The organism is Pectinatus frisingensis, from assembly GCF_015732285.1.
GTDB classification, from domain to species: Bacteria; Bacillota; Negativicutes; order Selenomonadales; family Selenomonadaceae; genus Pectinatus; species Pectinatus frisingensis.
This window is the reverse complement of sequence record NZ_WIQU01000065.1, coordinates 80,086-101,938: the sequence shown is the minus strand read 5'-3', so window position 1 is coordinate 101,938 and position 21,853 is coordinate 80,086. Positions and strand designations below refer to the sequence as shown.

General features: G+C 33.5%; 21 protein-coding genes. 9 read left to right on the top strand and 12 right to left on the bottom strand.

Annotated features, from left to right (window positions below):
• The first annotated feature begins 143 nt into the window (after positions 1–143).
• The 8 genes from dnaN to I6751_RS12150 all read left to right on the top strand — a co-directional run bounded on the left by dnaN (position 144) and on the right by I6751_RS12150 (position 8,784).
• A complete protein-coding gene (dnaN, locus tag I6751_RS12185; RefSeq protein WP_196590902.1) occupies positions 144–1,262 on the top strand; it encodes a DNA polymerase III subunit beta in 1,119 nt (372 codons plus the stop codon).
• Positions 1,263–1,344: 82 nt separating this feature from the next.
• Entirely contained in the window at positions 1,345–2,442 is a 1,098-nt protein-coding gene (gene recF / locus I6751_RS12180; protein WP_196590903.1) for a DNA replication/repair protein RecF, read from the top strand.
• Positions 2,443–3,351: a DciA family protein gene (locus tag I6751_RS12175; RefSeq protein ID WP_196590904.1), complete on the top strand. Its 909-nt coding sequence runs from the start codon at positions 2,443–2,445 to the stop codon at positions 3,349–3,351.
• On the top strand, positions 3,351–3,608 hold the full coding sequence (gene remB, locus I6751_RS12170) for an extracellular matrix regulator RemB (protein ID WP_182188555.1): 258 nt from the start codon (positions 3,351–3,353) through the stop codon (positions 3,606–3,608). The genes I6751_RS12175 and remB overlap by 1 nt, the downstream gene beginning before the upstream one ends.
• Positions 3,609–4,571 (top strand): glycosyltransferase family 8 protein, encoded by a 963-nt coding sequence (locus I6751_RS12165; protein ID WP_196590905.1) that lies wholly within the window; start codon positions 3,609–3,611, stop codon positions 4,569–4,571.
• 247 nt (positions 4,572–4,818) lie between these two features.
• Positions 4,819–5,988, top strand: coding sequence for an ADP-forming succinate--CoA ligase subunit beta (gene sucC / locus I6751_RS12160; protein ID WP_196590906.1), 1,170 nt, complete (start codon positions 4,819–4,821; stop codon positions 5,986–5,988).
• Between the two features lie 21 nt (positions 5,989–6,009).
• Complete coding sequence (gene sucD, locus I6751_RS12155; RefSeq protein WP_182187407.1) at positions 6,010–6,912, top strand: succinate--CoA ligase subunit alpha; 903 nt, start codon at positions 6,010–6,012, stop codon at positions 6,910–6,912.
• A gap of 258 nt (positions 6,913–7,170) precedes the next feature.
• Complete coding sequence (locus I6751_RS12150) at positions 7,171–8,784, top strand: peptide chain release factor 3 (RefSeq protein ID WP_196590907.1); 1,614 nt, start codon at positions 7,171–7,173, stop codon at positions 8,782–8,784.
• Between the two features lie 76 nt (positions 8,785–8,860).
• Here I6751_RS12150 and I6751_RS12145 read toward each other — a convergent pair whose 3' ends face one another.
• The 10 genes from I6751_RS12145 to rhaB all read right to left on the bottom strand — a co-directional run bounded on the left by I6751_RS12145 (position 8,861) and on the right by rhaB (position 19,050).
• On the bottom strand, positions 8,861–9,733 hold the full coding sequence (locus I6751_RS12145) for an aldose 1-epimerase family protein (RefSeq protein WP_196590908.1): 873 nt from the start codon (positions 9,731–9,733) through the stop codon (positions 8,861–8,863).
• A 212-nt stretch (positions 9,734–9,945) separates the two neighbouring features.
• Positions 9,946–11,271, bottom strand: a complete 1,326-nt coding sequence (locus I6751_RS12140; protein WP_196599106.1) for an AMP-binding protein — start codon at positions 11,269–11,271, stop codon at positions 9,946–9,948.
• 2 nt (positions 11,272–11,273) lie between these two features.
• Complete coding sequence (locus I6751_RS12135; RefSeq protein ID WP_196590910.1) at positions 11,274–12,419, bottom strand: thiolase family protein; 1,146 nt, start codon at positions 12,417–12,419, stop codon at positions 11,274–11,276.
• Position 12,420: 1 nt separating this feature from the next.
• Positions 12,421–12,969 (bottom strand): biotin transporter BioY, encoded by a 549-nt coding sequence (locus tag I6751_RS12130; RefSeq protein ID WP_196590911.1) that lies wholly within the window; start codon positions 12,967–12,969, stop codon positions 12,421–12,423.
• A complete protein-coding gene (locus I6751_RS12125; protein WP_196590912.1) occupies positions 12,962–13,531 on the bottom strand; it encodes a hypothetical protein in 570 nt (189 codons plus the stop codon). Before I6751_RS12125 ends, I6751_RS12130 begins: the two co-directional genes overlap by 8 nt.
• A 218-nt stretch (positions 13,532–13,749) precedes the next feature.
• The gene (locus tag I6751_RS12120; RefSeq protein ID WP_182187413.1) at positions 13,750–14,067 is read right to left on the bottom strand and encodes an L-rhamnose mutarotase; all 318 of its coding nucleotides are present in this window, start codon (positions 14,065–14,067) and stop codon (positions 13,750–13,752) included.
• A gap of 28 nt (positions 14,068–14,095) precedes the next feature.
• A complete protein-coding gene (locus I6751_RS12115; RefSeq protein ID WP_182187414.1) occupies positions 14,096–15,379 on the bottom strand; it encodes an MFS transporter in 1,284 nt (427 codons plus the stop codon).
• 138 nt (positions 15,380–15,517) lie between these two features.
• On the bottom strand, positions 15,518–16,336 hold the full coding sequence (gene rhaD, locus I6751_RS12110; RefSeq protein WP_182187415.1) for a rhamnulose-1-phosphate aldolase: 819 nt from the start codon (positions 16,334–16,336) through the stop codon (positions 15,518–15,520).
• 33 nt (positions 16,337–16,369) lie between these two features.
• On the bottom strand, positions 16,370–17,605 hold the full coding sequence (locus I6751_RS12105; protein ID WP_196590913.1) for an L-rhamnose isomerase: 1,236 nt from the start codon (positions 17,603–17,605) through the stop codon (positions 16,370–16,372).
• 20 nt (positions 17,606–17,625) lie between these two features.
• The gene (gene rhaB, locus I6751_RS12100; RefSeq protein ID WP_196590914.1) at positions 17,626–19,050 is read right to left on the bottom strand and encodes a rhamnulokinase; all 1,425 of its coding nucleotides are present in this window, start codon (positions 19,048–19,050) and stop codon (positions 17,626–17,628) included.
• A 317-nt stretch (positions 19,051–19,367) separates the two neighbouring features.
• Between rhaB and I6751_RS12095 the strand changes: the two genes are divergently transcribed.
• Entirely contained in the window at positions 19,368–20,123 is a 756-nt protein-coding gene (locus tag I6751_RS12095) for a DeoR/GlpR family DNA-binding transcription regulator (RefSeq protein ID WP_182187418.1), read from the top strand.
• Positions 20,124–20,146: 23 nt separating this feature from the next.
• On the opposite strand, the gene I6751_RS12090 is transcribed toward I6751_RS12095, so the two are convergent.
• The gene (locus I6751_RS12090) at positions 20,147–20,851 is read right to left on the bottom strand and encodes a flagellar brake protein (protein WP_196590915.1); all 705 of its coding nucleotides are present in this window, start codon (positions 20,849–20,851) and stop codon (positions 20,147–20,149) included.
• 95 nt (positions 20,852–20,946) lie between these two features.
• Entirely contained in the window at positions 20,947–21,816 is an 870-nt protein-coding gene (locus I6751_RS12085; RefSeq protein WP_196590916.1) for a LysR family transcriptional regulator, read from the bottom strand.
• Positions 21,817–21,853: the final 37 nt, after the last annotated feature.

Here is a 21,853-nt window from a genome sequence, read left to right as displayed (position 1 = left end):
ATATCAACTTATCCACATATTATGAACAACAAAAAATCTTACTACTCAACAACAAACTATACTTATCAACATTATCACAGCCCCTATGACTATTACTACTAACCTTATATATGTATATAATAATAATAAATAAGGAGAACAAAATGAAATTTACCTGCCCTAAAAATGAAATCACCAAAGCTATACAAATCAACACAAAAGCCATATCAAACAAACCACAAATGCCAATATTATCAGGCATATATATTCACGCAGAAAACAATATCCTAAGCATAGAAACAACTGATTATGATATAGGCATCATTTGTAAAATAACAGCAAATGTACAAGAAGAAGGAGCCATTGTCGTTCCTGGCCGATACTTTTCTGATGTAATAAAAACACTTCCAGGTGATACAATTGAATTATCATCAAACAATGAACAAAATACTATAACAATAAAGTCTAACACTGCTAAATTTAACTTATTAAGTATGTCTGCCACTGATTTTCCCAAGATACAAAAACTTGAAAGTGACAACAATATAACCATCAGAAGTAATATTCTTACAGATTTGATAAGAAAAACATCTTTTGCCTGTTCTTCAGAAATGGTACGCCCAATATTTACCGGTTGTCTATTGGAATTAAACAATATTGAATTAACAATGGCAGCAACTAATACCCATCGTTTAGCGGTCAAAAAAGAAATAATGGACAATAATGATATTACAGTTTCTTCAAAATTAATCATTCCAGCAAAAATATTAAATGATTTATCATCATTATTAAATGCTGACATTCCAATAAATATTGATATTACTTATTCACATAATCAAATCAGTTTTACTTACGAAAATATTTATATTGTCTCCCGCTTAATAGAAGGACAATTTCCTGATTATACCAATGTAATCCCTCCAAATTTTGATACTGTAGCTACAATTCGAACACATGATTTGCAAGAAGCTATTGATCGAGTATCATTAATATCCCGATCCAATCAATATAATATAATAAACCTTGATTTTACAGCAGAAAATCTTCTATTATCATCAAATAACCCAGAAATCGGCAAAGCTGAAGAAAATATATCAATCAAATTAAATGGACAGCCAATAAATATATCTTTTAATGCTAAATATATACTTGATGTGTTAAAATATATAGATACAGATGAATTGAATTTTTCTTTTAATCAACCAACTACTCCGGCATCAATAAAATCAATAAATGATGATATGTTCATTTATGTAGTTACACCTGTACGACAGAATAAATAAAAAAATTGCTTTTTGTGTAATCTTTGTTATTAAACATCTTTACACAAAAAGCAATTTTTTATAATTTTATTAGGAAATAACAATGCTTATAAATACTTTATTATTGAAAAATTTTCGTAATTATAAAGATCTTAAATTAGATTTATCACCATCATTAAATATATTTACTGGTGATAATGCTCAGGGAAAGACAAACATAATCGAATCAATTTATTATGCTGCCCTGGGAACATCGTATAGATTAAAAAATGATAACGATTTAATACATTGGCAGGAAGAAAAAGCCGCAATAAATATATGTTTTTCCAGGATAGACATAAAGAACAATATAAAATTTTTATTGACAAGGGGAAAAAGGAAACAAATCATATTAAATGGCGGAGTTATTCGTCAAAAAGATTTACCTGGGACGATAATGATAGTTTTATTTTCACCGGAAGATTTGATGTTAATAAAAGGATCACCAGCTTTACGCCGTAGATTTTTGGATATAGAATTATCACAGACAAATATATTTTATTATACTAACTTAGTAAAATATAATAGAATAGTCACCCAACGAAATAATTTATTAAAAAAGATAAGGGAAGATCGACGGCTGTTGAACCAGCTCGATATGTGGGACAATCAGTTAATAGACAGCGCCGTTTTTATATGGAAAAGTCGATTTACTGCCATAAAAAAAATAGCTGTATATGCTGCTGAAATGCAGCAGGTTATATCTGATAATAAAGAGGAACTTAAGATTAATTATAATATAAATAAATATAATGTATCAGACGATTTAAAAACTATTTTTAAAAATAATTTAATAAAAAATAGAGGTATTGATATAAAAAGAGGAACCACAAGTATTGGACCACATCATGATGATTTAGAATTAGAAATAAACAGCATCGATTTAAAAAATTTCGGTTCGCAAGGTCAGCAAAGGACAGCTGTTCTTGCATTAAAGTTAGCTGAATTAGAATATATGAAAAATATATCAGGGCAGTATCCTATATTACTGTTAGATGATGTAATGAGTGAACTTGATGAAAAACGTCGTGAAAAAATGATCAAATTTTTCCAAAATAAAAATATTCAGACATTTATTACAGCCACTGATGCAGTGATGTTTAATAAAACAGCGGCTGTAAAATTTTATAATGTATCGGCGGGACAAGTAGAGGTGTCATAAATGATAAGAAGAAATAGTAAATCATTTGATTTTAAATCCGTAGGTCAAATAATTCCCAGGGCTATAAAACATCTTTCCAAAGCACCGGAGTATAAATTTTATCTTATTAAATTTTATTGGGAAAATATTGTTGGCAAAGAAATAGCAGCACATGCAATACCAAAAAATTTTGCTTTTGGTGTATTGTATATTGGGACATCCAGCAGTGTATGGGCTAATAATCTTTTATATATGAAATATGATATTTTAAATAAAATAAATACTATATTAAAATATAAAATAATAAAAGATATAAAATTTACTTATGGTAAAGCAGGAAGTAATAAAGAGATACCAGTTAAAATACTGCAAAAAAATGATATGAAAAAATTGCTTTCGGAAATTAATTTAACACTAGCCGAACAAGATAGTATAGATAAATGTTGTCGAAATATCAGGGACGAAGAGCTGGCAAAAAGAATAAAAAAAATTATGTCTACTCATAAAAAAATTGATAAAATAAAACTTATGCATGACTGGCATGAATGCAAGAAATGCCGGTCTTTATGTCCTGCACAGGAAGAATATTGTGATAACTGTAAGAGAATAAGAAAATCGCAAGAGGCTGTGCAGATACGTAAAATATTGATGACAAAACCGTGGGCCCGATATGCGGAAATAAATAGGTATGTAAATTGCTCCAGAGAAATGGTAAATGATGCCAGAACGAGCTTAGTACAAAAATTGGCAGCGGATTTAAATATATCATCATATGATGATATACAGGTAAAAACTTTGGTAATGCTTTATCGGGCTTTACCACCGGAACAAATTAATAATAAATTGGTGAAGGAAAATATAAATAAATTGAAATATGATTTAAAATATGATGAAATGAGAAAAATAACAAAAAAGAGGAGAATTAGGTGATGTTTTTGCATATTGGTTGTAATATATCCATACCTTTAAAAAATATAATTGTCATATATGATATAAAGAATAATGAAAACAATGAATTCATCGCTGCGATGAGAGATAAACATAAAGTGGTGGACGTATCACAAAGTTCTCCTAAATCATGTATTGTGACAGAAAAAAATATATATTTGTCATCAATTTCTTCAATAACGCTTTATAATCGTTCTTTTATTAATGAATTTTCAAAGGAAAACGGAGATTTTTCTTAGATGGTTAATAATGAAATAATACATATAGCACTGGGGGTCGATGATAAATATTTTGCTTATGCTGGTATTTTAATGACTTCTATTTTATTGAATTCATTTGATAATGAAATAATTTTTCATGTTGCAGTCAATGGTACGCTGTCTGATGAAAATATTAACAGGAAAAATAAATTTAATAATATTTATAAAAAAGCACAAATAAAAATATATGATTTATCACAGCAGATAAAAGACTTGCCAAATTTGTCCGCATATACAGATAAAAGATTTAATAAATCAATATTATTGCGGATATTCATCCCGAAAATATTACCTGATACTATAAAAAGAGTAATTTATCTCGATGCTGATATGCTGTGTATTGATAATATTAATTTTTTGTGGAAACTTAATATACCATATGAGTATATAATAGCAGCATGCCCATATAAAGAAAAAAATGGACAGAAACAAATAAAAAGATTAGGATTGCAGACTGATAAATATTTTAATTCTGGAATGATGATGATAAATTTACTGGCTTGGAAAAAATATAATATAACAGAAATAATCAGTGATTGTTATAAAAAGTTTTATGAATTTTTTCTTTTGCCTGACCAAGATGCTATAAATGTTGTTTTACAAAATAAAATTAATACTATTTCATATAAATTTAATCGTATGATTGCAGCAAATGATCCAACTCTGGATTTACGGGAAAAAGGTGATATTTTGTTGCATTTTGTAAATGACAGTAAACCTTGGATAAAGGGAAATACACCTGAAATGGAAAGATTATACAAATATTATGTAGCAAAATCACTTTGGTCTGATATTAAATTTATTGAACCGGAAACTTTAGAAATGATGCTTTTGGCTGGAAGAAACTATGAAGAGAAAAGAGATTTTGAAAGAGCGGCATATTATTATGGAAATACAGCAAAAAAATTGATGATAGAGCACTTGAAATATAAATATGAATAATAGTAATATAGAGTTACATTTATTTTATACATCTATTTAATTGTGTTATAATGATAAGAAATAAATTATAACAATATATATTTGGTAAGAATGCTGCCGATTAATTGAATTGGAAAGATTCTTTTATTAAAAGTTTTTAAAATATAGTGTTTTATTATAGACTCTTTGAGTATTTACTATTTTGATAATAGTCAGATAATTTTTTTTGTTATTTGATTAATTAAATTTTATAGATTGGGGTGTTTAAATGAATATTCATGAATATCAGGGGAAAGAAATTCTTCGCTCCTACGATGTTTCTGTTCCTGTAGGAAAGCCGGCTTTTTCGGTTGAAGAGGCAGCAAATGTAGCCAAAGAACTTGATTCAAAGGTAATTGTTGTTAAGGCACAAATTCATGCTGGAGGACGCGGTAAGGCTGGTGGTGTAAAAATTGCCAAGTCAATTGATGAAGTAAAAAATTATGCCAAGGAATTATTGGGAAAAGTTCTTGTAACAAAGCAAACAGGACCTGAAGGAAAAAAAGTAAATCGTCTATTGGTCGAAACTGGCTGTAAAATAAAAAAAGAATTATATTTGAGTTTTACAGTTGATCGCACCACAGCTCAGACTGTTATGATAGGTTCTGAAGCAGGCGGAATGGAAATAGAAGAAGTAGCTTCATATACTCCAGAAAAGATATTAAAAGAATATATTGATCCATTTATTGGTTTAGCACCTTTTCAGGCACGCCGTATGGCGTTCAGACTTAATATAGAACCTGCTCTTGTTAATAAAGCGGCTGCTTTAATGATGGGATTATATAGAGTTTTCGTTGATAAAGATTGTTCCCTGGCAGAAACAAATCCGTTTGTTTTGACTGAGGACGGTAATGTTATGGCACTTGATATTAAGCTTAATTTTGATGATAGCGCTTTGTATCGGCATAAGGATATAACAGAATTAAGAGATGAAAGCGAAGAAGACTCCAAAGAAAGAGAAGCTGCTGCTTTAGGCCTTAATTATGTAAATTTAGGCGGCAATGTGGCTTGTATGGTAAACGGTGCCGGATTGGCTATGGCAACCGTAGATATAATTAAACATTATGGTGGAGAACCAGCTAACTTTTTGGATGTCGGCGGGCAGGGTTCAGCTGAAGATGATGCTAAAGCTTTTAAGATAATGACCGAAGACGGTCAGGCAAAGGGAATTTTTGTTAATATATTTGGTGGTATTAATAAATGTGACATAATTGCTGAAGGGATAATAGAAGCAAATAAAATGCTTGATTTAAAGATTCCTATAGTTGTTCGTCTTGATGGAACGAATGTAAAAGAAGGACGGGAAATTCTCAGAAAAGCTAATATTCCTAATGTTATAATGGTAGAATCAATGACTGAAGGCGCAAAAAAAGTAGTAGAATTAGTAAAAGATGCATAATTGACGGAGGTGGAATTTTTAATGGGAATTTTTATTGATAAAAATACTAAAGTTATAGTACAGGGAATAACAGGTAAGCAGGCCTTATTTCATACTGATAATATGCTTAAATATGGAACTAAGATAGTTGCTGGCGTAACACCAGGTAAAGGCGGTCAGGTAGTAGAAGGTGTTCCGGTTTTTAATACGGTAGCTGAAGCTAAGAAAAAAACTGGCGCTAATGCTTCGGTAATTTTTGTGCCGGCTAAATTTGCGGCTGATAGTATACTTGAAGCTATAAATGCTGAATTGGATACAGTTGTATGTATAACAGAACATATTCCTGTTCAGGATATGATTAAAGTACGTCATTATTTAAAAGGTAAGAAAACTCGCATGATAGGACCTAACTGTCCTGGTATAATGACCACTGATGAATGTAATATCGGCATAATACCTGGATCTATCCATAAAAAAGGACATGTAGGAATTATTTCGCGCTCTGGTACTTTGACTTATGAAGCAATGTATCAGATGACTAATGCTGGAATAGGACAGACTACAATAATCGGTATAGGCGGTGACCCGGTAAAAGGAACGGACTTTATCGATGCATTGGAGGCTTTTAATAAAGATAATGAAACTGAAGCTGTATTAATGATCGGGGAAATTGGCGGTAATGCTGAAGAAGACGCGGCTGCCTGGATACATGCTAATATGAAAAAACCTGTGGCTGCTTTTATCAGTGGCCGTCAGGCTCCTCCGGGAAAACGCATGGGACATGCCGGTGCTATTATTTCTGGCGGCAAGGGATCTGCTGCCGATAAAATAAAAGCGCTGAATGCCGCTGGTATAGAAGTTGCTGATACAGTGGCTCATATGGGCGAAACTATGGTTAAGACTTTAAAAAAAGCCGGCATTTATGATGAATGTCACAATTGCTGACAGTTTATTATAAGTTAGTATAGATAATAATTAAGGCACAATAATTTTACTATAAATCTATAAAACTGTATTTAATACCAACTTTATAGATTTAGTTTAATTTTATTGTGTCTTTTTATATGATTAAGTGCAATTCAGTGCTTTTGTTATTTATTTATGATAAAATAGTAAAGTAAAATTTTAATAGGGAATATAAAAATGTTATTCTTTATTATAATGTGAACTAAAAATGTTATATGAGTACAAAGGGAGATAGTAATGGAAGAGTTGCAAGATGAGATAAAGAAGCGCCGTACATTTGCAATAATATCGCATCCGGATGCTGGTAAGACAACACTTACAGAAAAATTATTGCTGTATGGGGGTGCTATTCATCTGGCAGGTTCAATAAAGTCAAGGAAAGCACAGCGTCACGCGGTGTCAGACTGGATGGAAATAGAAAAGCAGCGTGGTATTTCAGTAACATCCAGTGTGTTACAGTTTGATTATGGCGGATGTCGCATAAATATATTAGATACGCCTGGTCATCAGGATTTCAGTGAGGATACCTATCGTACTTTGATGGCGGTAGATAGTGCTGTAATGGTGATGGATGCAGCTAAAGGGATTGAAACTCAAACTAAGAAATTATTTAAAGTATGTAAGCAGCGCAATATACCAATATTTACTTTTGTTAATAAGTTGGATAGATTTGGTAAGGCACCGCTTGATTTGATGGATGAGATCGAAAATGTACTGGGGATAAGAGCTTACCCTATGAATTGGCCAATTGGGATTGACGGCAGGTATTGTGGTGTATATAATCGTATAAAAAATAATGTGGAATTATTTGCATCAGATGATAGTCATGGACAAAAAGAACGTGATTCGGTTGTATATTCGCTTGATGATGAAAAATTAATCGAAAATATTGATACAGATATATATGAATCACTTATTGATGATATAGATTTGTTAAATGCTGCCGGTGAGAAATGGAATGACGAAAAGGTGGCTAAGGGTGAACTCACACCAATGTTTTTTGGCAGTGCCATGACTAATTTTGGGGTAAAAAATTTTTTGGAAGAATATTTGCGGTTAGCACCGTCACCTCAGCCTCATGAATCAACTGATGGCCTTATAATGCCTGATGATGATAAATTTTCAGCATTTGTATTTAAAATTCAGGCTAATATGAATCCGGCACATCATGACAGATTAGCCTTTATTCGTATTTGTTCAGGAAAATTTGAACGCAATATGCAAGTTTTGCAGGTAAGAAATGATAAGGTTATTAAACTTTCTCAGCCACAGCAGTTTTTGGCTCAAGACAGGCAAATAATTGATAACGCTTATCCTGGGGATATAGTCGGACTATTTGATCCTGGAATTTTTAGAATAGGTGATACTATTTGTGATGTAAAAAAGAAGTTTAGGTTTGCTGATTTTCCGGTATTTCCGCCAGAAAGATTTGCCCGCGTCGAAGCTAAAGATACGATGAAAAGAAAACAGTTTATCAAAGGAATTGCGCAGCTTACGCAAGAAGGGGCTGTACAATTATTTGAGCAGCCTGGTGCTGGTATGGAAAGTTATATAGTTGGAACTGTCGGTCAGTTGCAGTTTGATGTTTTGGAATATCGTTTGAAAAATGAATATAATGTTGATATAAATATTACGATGCAGCCGTTTGAAGTTGCCAGATGGTTAGAATTAAAAAATGGTATGGAAGTTACTCCAGAGTCGCTGCGTGGGGCCGATAGGGGCATGTTTGTTTATGATATGAAGAAACAGCCGGTTTTATTGGTCAGTAATGAATGGGCATTGGGCTGGATTATTGATAATAATCCGGATTTGCTGCTGCATAATGTTCCACCGGATAAACAAGAGGTATAGTTTTTGTATAATAATGGTATTTGAAAAATAAAGAACAAAGCTGTGAAGAGTTTTTCTGCAGCTTTGTTCTTTATTTTTAAAGATTTATTTCTATTTCATATTGTGTCGAAAAAGTACTGCCACCGGGTAAAGCATTACTAAAATCACGATCTTTTAGTTTCCCGGCAAAATTTTCCGCATCACAGCGTCCATACCACGGTTCCAGACAAATAAATGGGGCATTTTTATGGGCAGGTGACCATATACCTACTACAGGAGATTGAAAATGAATTGTCAAATATGGATCATTATCTTTATTGAGAAGTGCTATGGAATTTATTTGATAATTTTCTAAAATGTAAGCATCTTTATTAAATACATCTTTAGTAAATTGCCAGATACTGTCTTGTAAAATTAATGGATGAAATTCATCAGCTAATAAAGAATCCTTATTGACTAAACGATATGATAAAGATTTGTCAGTATTGAATTTTAAACGGCAAGTTTTTTCATTATCTGAAAAAGGACAGATAAATGCAGGATGGGCGCCAATTGAAAAATATAATAATTTTTTATCAGTATTGGTAACTTTCCAGGAAACAATTAATTTATTTTCTTGTAGTTCATATTCCTGGGTTAAATTAAATTTAAATGGATATATTGCATAAGATTGTTTGTCTTCGGTAAGCAAAAAAGAAAGTTTATTGTCCTTTTTTTCGATTAACTGAAATTCTTTGTCCCTAGCAAAACCGTGTTGGCCCATTTTATAAGTTTTACCATTATAACGATATTGCTGTTTATTTAAACGGCCAACAAAAGGGAAGAGTATGGGAGCGCTTCTTTTCCAGTAATCAGGATTACCAGACCATAAATATTCTTTGTTGTTGTGCAGTGAATAAAGAGATTTTAGTTCAGCACCTAAAGTATTTACTTTAATTTTTATATATTTATTTTGTAATTCATATAGCATTAATAAATGGCCTCCTATCATGAAAAATATAATTATAATATAAATTTATTATAATTATAGCATAATAGTAGTTAGAATAAAAAAAAGAGGCTGTATAATATGCTATTTTCTTTGTCCAGCCTTGGGATGGCAGAAAATCATGCGACAGTGGCGGATTACAGCTTTATGAGGCTAACGCTGTTTAGGTGACAGTTTTTTTCTTTCTTGAATTTTCATGAAAGCATCGATTGTAAAGCTGATTTATCAAGCTTTCCGCGATCATTTAGAGGAATTTTTTCTAAAAAATATATTTTTCCCGGAACCTCTACAGGATTAAAATTTTTCTGTATATATTGGCGTATGTGATTTTTATTTATGTTTTTCCGGGGGATAATGAATGCCGCCAGTTCGGCACCACGTAATGAGTCTTTATATGGCAGGACAACTGCGTCTTTTATTCCGGAGATTTTGCGCAGATTCAACTGAATCTTGATACAGCTGATTTTGAAACCACCCTTATTAATCCAATTTTGTCGGCGTCCTTGAAATATCAGTTCTCCGTTTTTATTAAGATAACCAAGATCATTTACAGTATATGGCATTTTTAAACCAGTTACGTGATATTTCGTATTGACATAGATAATATTGTTTTTAGTGTAAATTTCCACACCTGGAAATGGTCGGCCAAGATTGCGGGAATCTCTATCTAAACTGCGGCATTCTGTATAGGTGATATAATTGAGCTCACTTGCTCCATAATAAAGAATAATTTGGGCATTAGTAAAATACTGATGTAAATTGTATAAATCTTTTTTATCTAATAATTGAGAACCGGTAAATATTAAATTTACGGTTACAATTTCCTTTTTACAAACCTGTAACAATAAGCGTAATTTGCTGGGAACAAGGTATAATATACTCACTTTACTGTCTGAAATAAGTTGAAGCCAACTGCGACAATGAATAAAATTGCTGGTAATTATTTGCCCGCCTTCATATAAAACTGATAAGAAAGTATTCAGGTTTCCTGTAAAACTAAGGCTGCCTTGCAGAAAAACACGGCTGTTTTTTTTTACTTTAAAAATGATATTTTGAATTGGGAAAAAATCAGCCCAGCTTGCATATGTCCTATACATTACCTTAGGTAATCCGCTAGAACCAGAGCTTAATACACCGAGGCAACAATCAATTTTTGGAATGATATTATCAAATATTTGGAAATTTTTTTCTAATCCTTTTGAGCCAAATTGTAAAATCCCCTGTAGATGATTTTTATTTATAATTCCTTGTATTTCTGATGATGATAAGCCTTTGTGCAGTAATATAGGTATATATCCTGCTGCCTGCACTGCAAAGAAAGAAATTACCTGCTGATAGAAATTTTGCGAAGAAATGAGCAGACGGCTGCCAGATTTTAGTCCTGTGGATTTTATTTGTTGAAATAAAGTATCTGATTGTTGTTTTATTTGTCCATAAGTGTAACTTTTGTTGTCGATCTGGATAAAAATATCCGTTGGATGATTTATGTTTTTTTGTACTAGAAGTTGGTAATAATCCATTCTTATCTCCTGCATTGTTCTATTAAAAAAGCTGCCCCCATACCGCCTGCACCCGCTATAGCGGCAAGTCCATATTTTCCTTGTGATATACACAGGCTGCGCATTAAGTGTAATGCCAGTATTGCACCTGATGCCCCATAGGGATGTCCATAAGCTAAAGCCCCGCCTAATTGATTATAGTGTTCGGTAAGTTTTGGAAAACGTCGGGCAAATAATACGTCAATGACGGCAAAGGCTTCATTGAATTCGATGGAATCCATGTCATAGTAAGATAAATTGTTACAGTCTAAGAGTGCGTCAGCAGCCCGCATAGCTCCACGAGGGCTTTCTTTTGGAGGTCCGGCTTTCTCCAGAGCATCTAAAAGACGAAATTTTGGTTTGATATTATTTTTTTTACAATAATTTTCAGAACATAGAACGATAAAAGCCGCTCCATCATTAGTGCGACAGGTATTTGCCGCTGTTATTGATGTACCAGGTCCTAAAACAGGCGGCAGTCGATTTAGTAACCGCTGATCCATTTTGTCATGCAGACCATTGTCTATTGACCAACCATTAATGGGCACGATATAGGATTCCAGTAATTTTTTGTCGCGTGCCAGACAGGCACGTTGATGGCTTTTAAGCACCCAATAGTCAAGCTCAGTTTTTTTTATTTGTTCAACTTTTATTATTCTTTCTGCTCCTTGCAGCATGGCTGTGGGCGAAAGTTCGTCTGGTGAAAATTGGGCAGTTTTATAACAACCGCCTGGTATTTGCATATAACGGTCATCTTTTGTATCATAAATTCGCAATGGCTGTAATGATGAACTTTCCATGCCACCGGCTAAAAATAAGTCTCCGCTCTTACAGGCAATTTTTGTTCGGGCTATATCTATTGCAGCAGCAGCAGAAGCACATTGCATATCAATTGTACAGGCCGGCACAGTATCAGAAATTCCAGCTTCCAAAGACATGAGACGTGCTATATTGCCGCCAGTACCTACTGCATTACCAGCAAATATACCATCAATATTTTTAAGTCGATATTTTTCAATTAATTTTTGCAATACTTTTGCACCAAAATATTCCGGTCGTATATTGCGGAATTTTCCATTTTTAACTACTATAGGGGTACGAAGGCCGCCTAATATGTATACAGGTTCCATTTTAACGGTCCTGATTGAATATTCTGTTGAGTTTTACACCAATCCATGCAGCAGCAAAAGATTTTATGATATCACCAGGAATAAATGGAAATACCGCCATGATAAGTGCCTGCCAGATATTGATATGCAAAGAAAGAATCATCCCTACAACTCCACCGATATAAGTGATAGGAATTCCAACACATACCGCAATAAAAAAATAACGCCGCAATGAAATTAGATTGCCTTTTAATAAACTGACTATTGGATATGCAACAGCAAATGCTATAATAAAACCGCCTGTTGGTCCTAAAATTTTTCCTAGACCAGCCGTACCACCAACGAAGACGGGCAGTCCTACAATTCCAAGTAAAATATATCCTAAAATGACAATAAATGTTTGTTTTGGCGACAACAGGAAAGCCGTTAAATTCATGACCAATGTAAGTGCCGTAACCATACCAGGTGTAAAAGGCAATGGAAAAGAGATATATGCTGATACACAGCATAGTGCAATACATACTGCCATTTTTGTTAAGTTTCTTATAGAAAATAATGTCATTTTATCCATTAATGTCTCTCCTGTTTTTTACTGGTTTACCTATTATTAAATTAAAAACTTTCCCTTTTTTTGAGTATACTTCCGCCTGATTTTTATTTAATTGGTTCCAATAAAGCGGCTGACCGGCTAAAGCTGCATTATTAAACCGCATGATAATTTCTTTAGAATCCATTACTGTATTTAATACTTCTGATAATAATAATATACCAGGGATAATAGCATTGGATCCTTTATGTATAGGATTTTTGTCGCCGACATTTTGGATAAAATCAGCTATATCTGTTAGTGAAAAAATTCGCCAGAATATAGCCGTAACAGGAATGTCAGTATTATCCGATATAGTTGTTCGAGGTATGTGATGTAAAATAAGTGATGTTTCTAAACGTGCCTGCATGTTTTCTTTTGTTATGGTACATGCGGTTTTTATGAAATGATGTCTTTTTTTTAGTATTGAAAGACCAGTTTCATTATATTTATTTTTTCCATATTGCCAATGCAGTTTTGCTATAGAAGAATTACTATATTGTTCTCCTTGCAATATAGTAAGTTGTTTGGCTAAGTCCATTAACATACGTATTCCTCCCTTAAAAATTTATTATACGAGTGAAAAACATTATAGTCAACCGTTTTACATTAACTGGTTTACTTAATATAAAAGCTGTTATTTGGGCAGACTTTTATATTATAAGGGGAAAATCGCATGAAATAAAAAACAGCCTATCAAGGTGATGCAATGATAGGTTGTTTTTGTAGGTATTTAAAATTGACAAATATGTGTTTAGTTAGATTTCAGGCAAGGAAAAATATTTGCTGCATCTTAGGCTGGGCTCCAGTTTGTGGGTCCATTTCCATAAGCATTACATCTTTCATATATTCATTCCATTTATCTACAATTGGACTGTCAGCTTGATATTTTTCAGCATAAGCGATACCTTTTTCGCATTCAAAATAACCAAAGACTTCATTACCGGTATTCCAGATGGTATAATTATTTATTCCTGCGTCTTTTAAAACTTGTTTCATTTCTGGCCAGATATTGGCGTGGCGTTTTTTGTATTCTGCCAGTTTACCGTTTTTTATTGTGGCTTTCCAAGCAAATCGTTCCATTTTTATATACTTCCTTTTTAATGACAGGTTATTGTACTTCATGTCCATAGCGTTCAATTTCAATCTGTTTAAGTGTTTTACCATTTGTATCAGGTGCCCATATAGTACCTACCAGCCAGCTGATAAAAGCAAAAGCGACCATAAGCATAGCTGCATATCTAAAGCCGAGAGAATTCATTATTACAGGTACACAAAAACCCCAGACGGCAGCTGCAATACGGGTGATGAAGAAAGTTAAACCCTGGGCTGTGGCACGATATTTGGTAGGAAAAAGTTCGGAACACCACAATTGATAAAAAGCCTGCTGTCCTGAACCGTTGTTTATACCGGCAAATATTGTAAACATAATGAGCATCCACATGCTGAGCATATCTGGCGGTAATACCCATACTCCCCAGCCAATGACATAGATACCGCCGATTATTGTGTATAAAAGACGGCGGCTTACTTTATCACCTAACTGCATAAAAATGAAATAAGTACCTACAAATGAAATTACAAACGATCCGACTGACATTAGTTGGGACATACTGTTAGATAAATTACCTACATGTTCATATATATAGGGCATGAAAAATCCCCAGGTACTGGCACATAGATTCCATACTGAATACACTCCGCACAGAAATAAAACAGTTTTTAAATTTATACCGGATAATAGCGTGGAGTAAGATATTTTTTCTACTTTACCTTCGGCAAGAAGTTTTTCTTCGGCTAATTTGGCAGCACGCCAGTCTTTTGATTCCGGCATTTTTAGACGTTGATACCATACCCAGGCTGCGACAATAATCAAATGACCAAATACGATTCGGCTGCCTATCATGCCATATTGATTTATCCAGGCTGAAATAAGTAAGACTACTGCCGGACCGAGGGCCCAGGCAAATTGAGCGGAACCGCAGTGCTTAGCCCGATTTTTGGCTGGGGCTTCTTCCGCAATTAAGGTCCAGGAAGCGACTATATCGGCACCTACACCAAGTCCTACGATAACATATCCGATTAGCAACATAGGATAATTAATACCGAAAACTATGAGAAGCATACCAATGATATAAATTAATAAATCGTAGGTATAGACGAATTTTCTGCCGTATTTATCACAAATTCTTCCGCCGATTAAGGCACCGACTGCTGCAGAACCAGCGTTTGAAGAAAGTGCTGCTAAAAGCCCCATCTGGTAGCCATCCATACCAAGATAGGCCTGCCATAAGCTTAACCCGGCAGCTCCGGCAACAATGGAACCGGCATCAATATAGCTGGTCATGGCAGCTAATATTGTTTTTTTCCAGGCAGAGGGTTCTTTATTGTCCATTATTAATCCCCATTTCTTTTATGAAATTATTAATATTTACTAAAATTATGAAAATAGAATAGTTAATAAATGCTGTATTTATTTATATGGCTGTATGCAAAAATTATTTGATACAGTCATATAAATATTATTAAATGTTTAACTTAAAAAATTTTCATTGAGATGAATCTTAAAGGCTTCAGCTAAATCGCAAAAATTTTGGTTGCTGATAGTTTGTTTTTTTCCACCCATAGAGTGTACTTTAACTGATATTTCAGAAGCTTTTTCTATTGTATCCATAAAGCCGAAAGCTTCATCAAAATTATTACCGGCGCAAAATGTACCATGATGTGCCCAAATTACGGCATTATATTTTTTCATTAATTTGCCTGTAATATCGGCTATGGCTTTTCCACCGGGAACCATCCAGGGAATCACGCCTATACCTTCGGGAAATATAACAGGTACTTCTGTCATCATTTCCCATAATTCATGGGTAAATGTTTTACTATCCAAAGGTAAAATAAAAGTCAAAGCGATGGCATTTACCGGATGTGCATGATAAATAACTCTGTTTTTATCATTAGTTACAGTTTTTTTTATTCCATGGTTCATAAGGTGTGTAGGTAATTCACTGGTAGGTACGCCGCCATGTTCCAATCCCCAAATAATACTGTAATTTTTTCCTTTATCATCTATTTTTATGATTGCTATATTATCAGCCGGGCATAAAATCACATTTCTCATGTATTTTCCACTGCCGGTAACGAGAAAGTATTCTCCTGCTATATTAGGAACTTCGGTGCCAATAGGCTGCCAATTGGTTGCTGATTTTAATTCAGGCAATATTTTATTTATTTCATCATTTTTTATTCGATAACTGAGATTACCGCCATTCCTTTCGTGCCAGCCTTTTTTGAAAGCGTCATCTGTCAGGCGGATAAAATCTTGTATAAATTTTGCATCTGTAATAGGCATAGGTTGCTCCCTCTTTAATATGTGGTATAGTGATCAGCGATGGGAAAGAATATCATTTTCGTAACGTTTTATTTCTTTAAACCAGGATTTTTTCTGGGGAACATTTTGTATTTTACAATAATGATCCCAAACATCACCAAATGGATAGGTTTTGATTTCTTCCATTGAGGCCATAAGTTCTGTAAAATTACTTTCATCCTGCATTTTTTTCAAAGTTTTATGCGGCATTAAAAGAGCAAATAAAAGTGCTTTTTCTATGTTGCGCATTCCTATGACCCAGGCAGCGATACGATTAATGCTGGCATCAAAGAAATCAAGGCCAATAAATGTTCTGCCGAGAGCATCGCAGCGGACTAATTCCTTAGCTATTTCTTTTAATTCGTCATCAAATAAAATAACGTGGTCACTGTCCCAGCGTACCGGTCGGCTGACATGTAAAGCCAAGTATTTATTGAAGAGAAGCATTGTGGAAATTTTATCGGATACGGTTTCAGTAGGATGGAAATGACCGGTATCGAGCAGGCAAATTTTATTATTTTGTGCAGCATAGTTCATGTAGAATTCATGTGAACCTACAGTATAGGATTCTACACCAATACCAAATACCTTACCTTCAATACTATCGACCATATATTTTTCATCATAATAAAGTTTAAATATTTCATCTAAAGAATTTTTCAAACGACTGCGTGGCCCCATTCTGTCGGCCGGTATGTCTTTATAACCATCAGGAATCCAGATATTGTTTAATGACGGCATTGATAATTCTTTGCCAAAATATGCAGCAATTTTACGGCTGGCTTTACAATGTTCTATCCAAAAATCACGAATAGATTTGTCAGGATTTGACAATGTAAGATTGTCAGATGCTTTAGGATGGGAAAATAATGTGGGGTTAAAATCCAGCCCAAGATGGTTTTCTTTGGCAAAATCTACCCAGGCTGCAAAATGCTTCGGTTCTAATTTGTCACGATCAATTTTTTCGTCAGTTATGGCATAAGAAGCATGGAGATTTAGTTTGTGGTTGCCGGGAATAAGTGATAAAGCTTCTTTGATATCACTCATTAATTCTTCAGGATTGCGGGCTCTGCCGGGATAATTACCGGTAGCTGATATTCCTCCGGTAAGTTGCGTAGAATCAAAACCGAGAACATCATCTCCCTGCCAGCAGTGCATGGATATGCGTACTTTTTTTAAAGTATCTATAGCCTTGTCTGCATCAACACCAATTTGTCCATAAGTTTCTTTTGCTGCATCAAAATTTGTCATTTTATACACTCTCCTGGTTATTAATTTTCAAAAGAAAATTCATCATTATTTACTTTCTTTACTTCAAAGGAACGCGCTATTATCATGCGAGCCTGAGGTAAATCAGAAAATTCTTTTGTTTTGAGCATTTGAACGGTAATATTACCAATTGCTGTAGCTTCTATAGGACCTGCATAAATGTTTTTTTTCGTATAATGAGCTGTAAGACGATTTAAAAATCTATCCTGGCAGCCTCCACCGACAACATATATAGATTTATAGGAATTATTGGTAATATCTTCGATTTGCTTAACTACAGTGCCATAGTATTTAGCCAGACTGTTGTAAATACAAAATAATAATTCACACTGTGTTTGTGGCTCTGGTTGATTGGTTCTGTGGCAATAATTGCTGACTGCTTTGATCATACTTTCAGGTGCCAGAAAAGAAGTGTCATTGACATCTATTATAGATTTAAAATAACGACCGATATATGCTAATGTAAAAAGTTCTTCATAGGTATATTTATGTTGAAATTCTTTCCTTATTGACTGCATCATCCATAATCCCATGATATTTTTAAGATAGCGATAGCGGTAATGATAACCACCTTCATTAGTGAAATTCAGCAGGCGGCTTTTTTCTGTGCAATCAGGAATAAGACGTTCAATTCCCATTAATGACCATGTACCAGAACTTATATAAATTGATTGATCGTTATTAGTGGGAACAGATATAACGGCTGAACCGGTATCATGAGTGGCCGGCAGGACAACTTCGCTGTTAAATCCAATAAGTTTAGCAATATTGTCTTTGAACATGCCAACAGATTCTTTTGGTAAATGGAGCTTGCCAAAAATTTTTTTAGGGAATCCCAGCATATCAATCATTTTCCAATCCCAGTCTCGTTTATTGGCATTAACAAGTTGGGTTGTTGTTGCATTGGTATATTCATTTTTTATTTGTCCTGTTAAAAGATAATTCAAATATTCCGGGATCATTAAAAAATGTTCGGCCTTTTTTAAAATTGATGATTGGTTTAATTTAATATAATATAAATGATAGATTGTATTTATCATCATTTTTTGTATACCGCTGCGTTTATATAATTCTTGTTCACTTATTATTTTATATACTTGATTGTCCATGCCGTCAGTTCTGCTGTCGCGATAAGCAACGGCATCACCCAGCATGGATTTATTTTTGTCCAAAAGAATAAAATCTACACCCCAGGTGTCAATGCCGATGCTTTTAGGTATTCGATTGAGTTCGCCGCATTTTTTTATGCCGGTCAAAACTTCATTGAATAATTTTTCTAAATCCCAGCAAAGATGACCGTTTTTATTTTTTAGATGGTTTTCAAAACGATAAATTTCTTCTATGCGTAATTTGTCATTATCCATCCAGCCCAGAATATGGCGGCCGCTGGAAGCACCAATATCAATAGCCAAATAGTATGATTTCACTAATAATACCTCATTCCGTTTGTTTATTTAATAAAATTAATATTTTCACATAATTTGAAATAATTTAATAGTAATATTATCTGTTATTTTGTTTGATTTTCTTTATTGATTAAATATTAATATTAAAATAACTATTTGTCAATATATTTATGTTGTTTTTTCTTCTTTTTTATTTGAAAATGTATTTTATCTAATGATTCAGTATTTGTGGCGCATTATATAATGATGTATAATGAAATAAATTGTTTAAAGCTATATTCATTGTATTTTTGATGTTGTTTTTTGTTTGATTTATCATATGAAATGAGGAGTATAATATGTTAGGGATAGAACGCCGTCAAAAGATACTTAGTAAAATACAACAAGAACGGAAAGTATATGTTAATGAATTAGCAGGCATATTTAACGTAACAGAAGAAACTGTAAGACGTGATTTGGAAAAATTGGAAAAACAAAAATTCTTACATCGTAGTTATGGTGGTGCGGTACTAAATGAGCATACTTATGATGATATTTCTTTTTCAAAACGGATAAATCTTAATCTTGGTGAAAAACAGAGGATCGCGCAAAAAGCCAGTGTTCTTATCAATGAAAAGGATTCTATAATGGTAGATGCCAGTACTACTTGTTTGGAAGTAGTGGAGCTGTTAAAAAATGAAAAAGATATAACGTGGATAACTAATTCGATAAAAATAGTTTATACATTGATTCATAGCAGCGCCAAAGTGATTGCCTGCGGGGGTACTTTGCGTAATCATTCTTATTCTTTGACCGGTGCAGATGCAATAGATATACTTAATAAGTATTGTGTTGACATTGCGCTTATTGGCTGCAAGGGAATATCAATGCAGCAGGGAATTACTGAATCTAATGAAGCAGAAAGTGTGGTAAAAAATAAAATGGTCGAACAAGCCAGAATAACGATTCTGCTTGCCGACCATTCAAAATTTGATAATAACGGTTTTGCTAAAACACTTGATTTTAAACAAATAGATTATTTGGTGACCGATGTGGAACCTTCGGATAAATGGGTAGATTTTTTAAAAAAGAAAGATATAAAACTTATATATTGATGATTTAAAATCTTTTAGGATAATCAGGTTTTTTGCTCTGCTTTTTTCTTAGCATTTTTTCTTATTTGAGCGAAAACGAAACGATTGATCTTTTCCCTGACTGGAAAAGCAATATCGATGAATTCTGTTCCAATAGAGTATAGATCCTTGGAATTTTTTACTTTTGAACAACGCATGACTTTGGCTTTTTGTCTGCATTTGTCGTTATCCAAAGAAATGAAATCAAGATTGATAATGATATAAGCTCCCGGTTTTATATAGGAATTGCTGTAAAAAGCCAGGCCACCGCCGCTTATATCAATAGTTTTAAAGGTATTTATCTGGATGGAAAAATTATTGGCAGTAAGTTCGGCGATTGTCTTTTTTTCATTTTTTTCAACTGTAAAAATAGTTATTGGGCGTTCCAATGATGCCCTGACAAATTTTCTGTTTTGTTCTCGCAGCAGTCTGCGAGGTGAACGGACACTCAGCGTAATTAAGTGTCCGTTTTTTATATAAGTGCACTTTTCCTGAAATACATAGCAGCATTCTTCAGTTTTCAATTTTACAGTGATGTCGTCATCTTTTTGGAAATGAAGGCTGGTTTTGTCATATTCTTCTGACAGACTAAAGTCAATCTCACTATTCATAATGAGTTTGATATTTGCCTTATAAAATATACTCTCATTATTACGGCTTAATTCAACGCTTAAGACTTTGTCCAAGACAGCTTTTATTTTATCAACCATGATAATCTCTCTCATCCATAAGAAATTTTTATTTAATATAATAATATAATAACATAAATTAAGGATGATTGACGAGTAGCAACGGAGAGATTGTATTATGATGCGGTAAAATATTCAATGAATTTTTCGGCTAAAAGAGATAAATATCTATCTTTCATCCAAATAGCGGTTATTTGTGTAGTTAAACTTTTTTCTTTGATAATTTTTATCCGTAGGTTTTCATGTGCAGCCAGGGTAACAGCAGAATGAGGTACAATAGCTATGCCATGTCCGGCGTTAGCCCAGAGTATGCTCGTCCGTGCATCGTCGTTTTTGCAAAAAATCAATGGTTTAAAACCATATTTTTCACAAGTATCATTGATGAGTTTTTCGAAACGACGGTAAATTATTAATGGTCGATTTTTTAATTCATCAATAGTAATGTTTGCTGAATTATTATTCCAATCATAGTTTTTATTCATGACAGCAGCCATGGGTTCTGCGGTGGAATATTTGCAGTTGAACAGAGAATTTTTGAATGGCGTGCGAACGATGCCTACTTCTATTATTCCTTTCATTAGAAGATCAATGAGAGTGTAAGTATTTCCTTCATGTATTTCGAATTTTACATCGTTATATTCCTGATGAAATCGTGTCATACCTTTATTAAGAAGAATATTACCAGATGAAGATACTGTTCCAATGGTGAGTGTTCCACGGAAGCCATGTTTGAAATCATCAATTTCTTTTATCGTGGAATCAGTGAGATCAAGTATTTGTCTGGAACGGGCTGCCAGGATTTTACCGGCATCAGTTAAAGTAATTTGCCGAGGTCCTCTTTTAAAAAGTTTGACGCCTAATTCATTTTCTAGAAGTTTTATTTGATGGCTTAAAGGTGGCTGGGACATGCAGAGTTTTTTTGCGGCAGCTGTAATTTGTCCTTCTTCGACTATTGTAAGAAAATAGTTCAATTGTCGTATATCCATTTTTTCTCCCATACTTTTAAAGTATAAAATACAGATA